We start from the raw sequence: 5,685 nt of genomic DNA on the forward strand, positions 1-5,685 counted from the left end.
CGTTTCGTTGACCGTCGTCTCGTTCACTGCCGTTTCGTTCCCGATCGTTTCGTTCCCGGTCGTTTCGTTGACTGTCGTCTCGTTGACCGTCGTCTCGTTCATCGCTGTTTCGTTCACGGCCGTCTCGTTCTCGCCCGTCTCGTTCTCGGCGATTCCGACTCCACTGGTTTGAAACTGCGTACTGTCCGCGGTGGATTCTTCGAACCCAGTCGCCGAAACCGTCACTTCGACCGTCTCCCGGTCCATGAACACCGCAGCAGTGTAGCCGCCGGCAAAGCTGGCCGAGATCAGCGCGAACACCATCAGGAACGCCAGCAGAGTGCGTTGTTGAGTCATCACCAGTTCCTCCGGTCGATTCCAGGTAGTGACGGACCGACAGCCTCTGACGGCCACGTCGACGAAGGGGCGGTTTCACCGGGTAGCGCCGGAAGCGCCTCTTCGTCGGTCTGTGCGGGCTCGACAGCGAACAGTCCGTACTTGATGCTGAGAGCGATGACTGCACATCCGGTGACTGCCACGGCCGCGGTCACTGTCGGAGCGGTCCGCAGGAGGTTCGCCACGAAGACGGCGTAGCCCGCGAACACGACCAGTACAAGCGTGGCGACGTTCAGGTCGCCAGGTGCCAGCGTGACATCGTCCGCGGCCGGTTCCAGCTCCTCGCTCTCGAGGGCGTGCGTCGAGCCGACCAGGGTGTCAGCAGTCGCCTCGACGGTTCCCTCTCTGTCGGTCGTCGCCGACTCGGCAGCGTCGGAAGCCCTCTTCCGGTTTCGCAGTATGTCGCGAAGCTCAAGCGTCAGGAACCCCAGCATCGGCAGGGCGATCAGGGCGCCGAAGCCGATCGGCGTTTGCACGACGAGGATAACTCGCCCGAACTCCGGCAGGACGAACACCAGTTCACCGACAGAGGGGATCGTGACGGCTGGGACGACGCCGATGACGTTCGAGGCAGCGACGGTTCCGGGGTCGATGTCCTCGTTGGCGTCACCTTTTGTCACGAACGCCGGCTCCGTGCCAGTGCCGACGACTTCGATAACGCGGTGTGTCACGGGGATGTTGTCCGACGCTCTCATGTAGGTGACGACGTCGCCTGCTTCGATCGTCGCAGGATCGGTCTGGTAGACGAACACGACGTCGCCGGCATCCATCGTGGGATGCATGCTTCCGCTGAGAACGACGTAGCTCGCTTCCGCGCCGACCAGTGCGGGGATGGAGTGGACGACGATAGCCACGACCACGAGCAGGAACAGGCCCGTCAGGAGCCATCGTCCGCCGCGAGCTATTCCTCGGGCGGTGCGGGTGTGTGCGCTCATTGTGACTCACCCCCGCTCGGCTTCTCGGGCGCGTACAGGATCCCGTCTGTCGCGTTTCCGACGAGCGAGTCGGGACCGTAGAGTTCGGCGGGACCCGACCCGCCCTTCACGGCGACTTGACACAGCGTCGGATCGTCACCGGTCTGGGCGTGGAGCTCGAACGCGACGCCGACGACTTCGCTGTCCGCCGGCGCATCAGCTGCGTCCGTGATGACGGTGACATTGCCGTCGTCGTCCTTGACCGCAGCTGCGGTGATCACCAGGTCGTACCCGGTCGGGACCCCGTCGCGGTCCGGGAAGTCGTACGTTCCGGGCAGGAACGTGACGTCCTCAAGCTTGCCGAGTTCGACGCAGACACAACCGTCCTGAGCCGGGTCACAGATCCAGACGGTCAGGTTACTGACACCGTATCGCGGGGGCTGTTCGACAGGGGGTTCGTCGCAGGGCTCGGTCGATGCCGGTGGGAAGGGGTTCGCCGTGGGGTCGCCGTAGCGACACTGGACGGCGGCGAACTCGAACGCCGCCGTCGTCGCCGCGTCGTCTCCCTCGTAACTGTCGGCGAGGTCCCAGTCGAACCGGAGTGAAAGCACGTCACCGTCGGTCGTGTCCAGACAGCGCTGCTCTCCCGTGCTCGGGTCGCTATCGCCGTCGATGAGCACCCCGCTCCGCAGTGTTTCGGCAACCTCGTTCAGCGACCCGCTCGCTATCGGTTCGGTCCCGACCCGGGCGCCGGTCGCGTCGGCGTACCAGAGCTCTACGGCGAGTGCTGCCCCGAGCTTGCTGACCGGCGTCGGACAGAAGGACCGGAGCCAGATGTAGGCCGGGTTGTTCCTGTCGCCGTCCTGTGGAAGATCGACCTCGATAGCTGCGCTCCCGTTGTCGTTTTCGGGGGTTAGCTGGAGCTCGAACGAGACCGGCCCGTCGCTCGTTCCGCTGTCACCGTCATCGGTCGCCCACGAAACCTCGAGGTCGAGACGTCCTGTCGCGAGAGTCGCCTCGTAGGGTTCCGCGTCCGCGAGCACTGCGTGGGTGCCGAAGCCGCCGAGCGCGCCCGCGCTGCCGAGGGTGGCAACTGCCGCCAGGAGGCGACGGCGGTCGATGTCCCGAGTGGACGGGCGGCTCATGCGTCGACCTCTGTGCCGGCGAACGGGTTGGGGGCGGCGCAGTCGGTTGCGACGACCTCGATGTCGAACTCGGCACTGTCGCTCTGGACGATGTTGCCGATGTCGCCGGGCAGCCACCACTGAAGCCCCAGACAGCGCGTGCTTCCCTCGGCGAGGCAGTCGTCGCTCCCGAGCCGGAGGCCCTCCGAGAGCGCGGCGTCGATGGTGACGAGTGACCCGGACCAGCGCGGGAGCTCTCCCGGATCTAGCCGGCCGTTACAGCCTCCGATTCCACCGACGACGCCGGTGTCCTCCCAGACGGTCACGTCGAGGCTCTCCCCCAGTTCACCGCCATCGGCGGCGACGTCGCCGGTTTTCCGTTCTGGTTCGTTGATTCCGTTCTCCTCGTCGCTGGTGAGGCTGAATCGGTACCAGAGCGCGGCGCCGTCGACGCTCTCCGGGAGCGATTCCACGGTGATCCCGATGGCGACCCGGCCGCTGTCGTCCGGGAGCACGTTCGAGAGCGAGACGATCGGGCCGGTCGACTCGTCCACGTAAGCCGGTTGTTCTGCCGGGTCGAGAACGGCACTCGCGTTTGTCTCGTCGGTGCTGTTCTGGGTTTCGAGCACGGTATCGTTGTACGTCTCGTACCAGGCGACGCGGACGCTGATTCCGTCCGATTCCTCGGTCGTGTTCGGTGTCGTGTCTGCGAGGGTCGTTCCGTCCAGATAGGTGTACTGCGTATAGGGCGCCGAAGAGTGACGCATCACGCCGCCGAGGGTGGCGACTGACGCGCCGGCTCCAAGCGCCGTGAGCACGTCCCGTCGAGAAACGTCGTGAGACGTCACGGACGCTCACCGTCTCGGGGGTCGTGCTTGGGTGAAAGGTGGTGTGTCATCGGGGGGTCTCTGCTTGGTATCTCAGAGTGCTGTTCAGGGCATAGGTATGGAGCCGTTATCCACCGAGGTGGGATACCGGACGAGCCGGCAATGACCTCGTATTCCTGCGGTAAGGCGTTCCTACCGGCTGCTTCCAGTTGCGTTCGTTCAGGCGAACGGTGCGGTGTTTGAGCCGTCGTTGTGGCGGCACTGCTCGGCGTAGAAGTCGAGTTCGACGGTGACGGAGTCCGTCTGGACCTCGTTCTCGACGGCGGCCGGCAGTTCCCATTTGAGCGCCACACAGCTGGTCTCGGAAGCCGGGTAGCAGTCGACCGCTTCGCCAGTCTCACGGTCGGCGTCGAGCAGGACGCCCTCGGGCGCGGCGATGTGGGTCAGGACCTCCCGGAGCGACCCGGCCGCGATCATCGTGTCAGACCCGATCGACCCGGACGTCCCGAGCACGTCCAGCAGCGTCTCCGGGTACGACATGGTGTTCTGCCCGCTGTTGTCCAGGCTGAACGGGGGTCGGGGCTCCGGGAAGCCGAACGCGTCGTCGATCCACGCGGTCCGGTCGACGCCGAAGTACTGGCCGTTCGTCAACGCCGCGATGTTCTGCAGTGCGGTTTCGCCCGTCCCGGTGGCTCTGACGCCGACTGTGTGGAACTGGTCGACTTCGCCACCGTTCGAACGGAGTGCGGTGCTCGCGGAGGCGACCGGGTCGGTCCCGGTGTTGATGCCGTTGGTGACGATGACCATCGTCCGGAGGTCATCGACCGGGGCGCCCGCGAGGTTCGTGTCGCCGGCCTGGATGCCGGCGTCGAGGATCGACGTGCCGGCCCCGGGGTTGCCCAGGACCTGCGACTCGTACGTCGAGAGCGCGGCGAGGACAGCAGCCTCGTCGGTCGTCGGTGCGAGATTCACGCCTACGTAGTCGGTCCCCGAGACCTGACCGAACGCGAGGACGCCCACGGGGTAGGCGAGCGTCCCAGCGCTTTCGATTTCGCTCAGCAGGTTTCGGACGTGCTGGGCGACTTTCGCCCGCTTCGTCGGTGCGCTGCCGGACTCCGCACCGAAGCCGATGTCGTCCATCGAGTCGGTCGCATCGAGGACGAACTGGACGCTGGGGCGCCGGCCGTCGTCGAACCGGTTGTTACAGTTGTCGTCGTACCAGAGTTCGACGTCGATAGCGTCGGCGAGCTCGCCGAAGTCGTCGACGCCGCCGTTCTCGTTCACGTAGGTGTCCCACTCGGCCTCGTCGTACGGCTGGCTCTGGTCCTCACTGGCGGCGTTCGATTCCGGGTCGTTGACGGAGTTCTCGGCGTTTTCGGTTAGCTCTCCGCCGAGCCAGATGTACCCGGGGTTGTCGAAGAGGTGGAAGCTCAGCGTGATCTCGCCCTTGTCGCCGGGTTTGACGTCGTCGAGTTCGATGACTGGCGACTCGAAATCGTCCGGCAGGTCGGCGAACTGTGCGCGGAACAGGGTTTCGACGGCTGCCCGCTGCTCGGCGGTCAGGTCTGCGAACTGCGAGCCGTACTCTCGGTACGCGAGTGTATCGCGCGTAAAGAGCGGGTCCTGCACACCATCGTCTGCGGTCCCGCCATTGATGCCTGCGTCCGGGTATGCGTTGACGTTCTGCCACGTGGCGTGGTCATCCGGGTTCTGCCCGGCGAGGCCGCGGTAGTAGGACTGCTGCCAGTCCACTTTGAGGTCGAACTCACCCGCGGTGAGCGTGTTGCCGCCGAAGCGCTCGGTGTCGTTGAAGTACGCAGCGGTGCCGATACCCGTCCCGGTGGACGCGACGCCGATCGCGCCGAGACTGGCGAGGATCTTGCGGCGGGAGATGGTGATTGGATCGTCTGTCATGATTGGTCCCGTGACGCGATGCGTCTCGGGTGAGCCCCACCGGCGGAGTCGAACCGCCGTCGTCAGCGTGACGAGGGCCGTCGTAGGGGGTGTCGCGCGTGCGACGGGGGGCGAGCGCGTCGGGGAGACGTCACTCGGGTGGTTCAGGCCGGAGTAGGCCTATTAGGGGGATGTCTCCGTGGCCGTCGCCGTCCCCGTGTCCGTCTCATTGAGCGGGTACGGATTGTTGGTGCCGTCGTTGTGGCGGCACTGCTCGGCGTAGAGCGAGAGGTCGAACGTCAGCGTGTCCGTCTGGATCTCGTTGCCGACGTCGGTGGGGAGGTCCCACGCGAGCGCGACGTACTGCGTCGTGGAGTTCACGAAGCACTGGCGGTCCTCGTCGACGCGGTTGCCGTCGAGCGGGATGCCGGCTTCGAGCTCCGCGAGCACGTCCCGGAGCGACCCCTGGACGATGATCTGCTCGCCGGAGATGATCTGCCCGATCTGGGCGAACACCTGCTCGACGGACGCGATGTCCGTTGCGAGGTAGGA

Annotated in this window: 4 protein-coding genes and 2 pseudogenes; all 6 read right to left on the bottom strand. The window is 65.7% G+C overall.

Features of this window, described 5'->3' with window-relative positions:
- Positions 1-336, bottom strand: a pseudogene (locus V5A38_RS14225) (hypothetical protein); the annotation flags it as partial.
- Positions 336-1,310 (bottom strand): signal peptidase I, encoded by a 975-nt coding sequence (locus V5A38_RS14230; protein ID WP_332326426.1) that lies wholly within the window; start codon positions 1,308-1,310, stop codon positions 336-338. The gene V5A38_RS14230 and the pseudogene V5A38_RS14225, both read right to left, overlap by 1 nt.
- Positions 1,307-2,434: a hypothetical protein gene (locus tag V5A38_RS14235; RefSeq protein ID WP_332326427.1), complete on the bottom strand. Its 1,128-nt coding sequence runs from the start codon at positions 2,432-2,434 to the stop codon at positions 1,307-1,309. The genes V5A38_RS14230 and V5A38_RS14235 overlap by 4 nt, the downstream gene beginning before the upstream one ends.
- On the bottom strand, positions 2,431-3,261 hold the full coding sequence (locus tag V5A38_RS14240) for a hypothetical protein (RefSeq protein WP_332326428.1): 831 nt from the start codon (positions 3,259-3,261) through the stop codon (positions 2,431-2,433). The genes V5A38_RS14235 and V5A38_RS14240 overlap by 4 nt, the downstream gene beginning before the upstream one ends.
- Before the next feature lie 198 nt (positions 3,262-3,459).
- Entirely contained in the window at positions 3,460-5,154 is a 1,695-nt protein-coding gene (locus tag V5A38_RS14245; protein ID WP_332326429.1) for a vWA domain-containing protein, read from the bottom strand.
- A gap of 162 nt (positions 5,155-5,316) precedes the next feature.
- A pseudogene (locus V5A38_RS14250) lies at positions 5,317-5,685 on the bottom strand (hypothetical protein); the annotation flags it as partial.

It is taken from the genome of Halolamina sp. (assembly GCF_036626355.1).
Classification (GTDB): Archaea; Halobacteriota; Halobacteria; order Halobacteriales; family Haloferacaceae; genus Halolamina.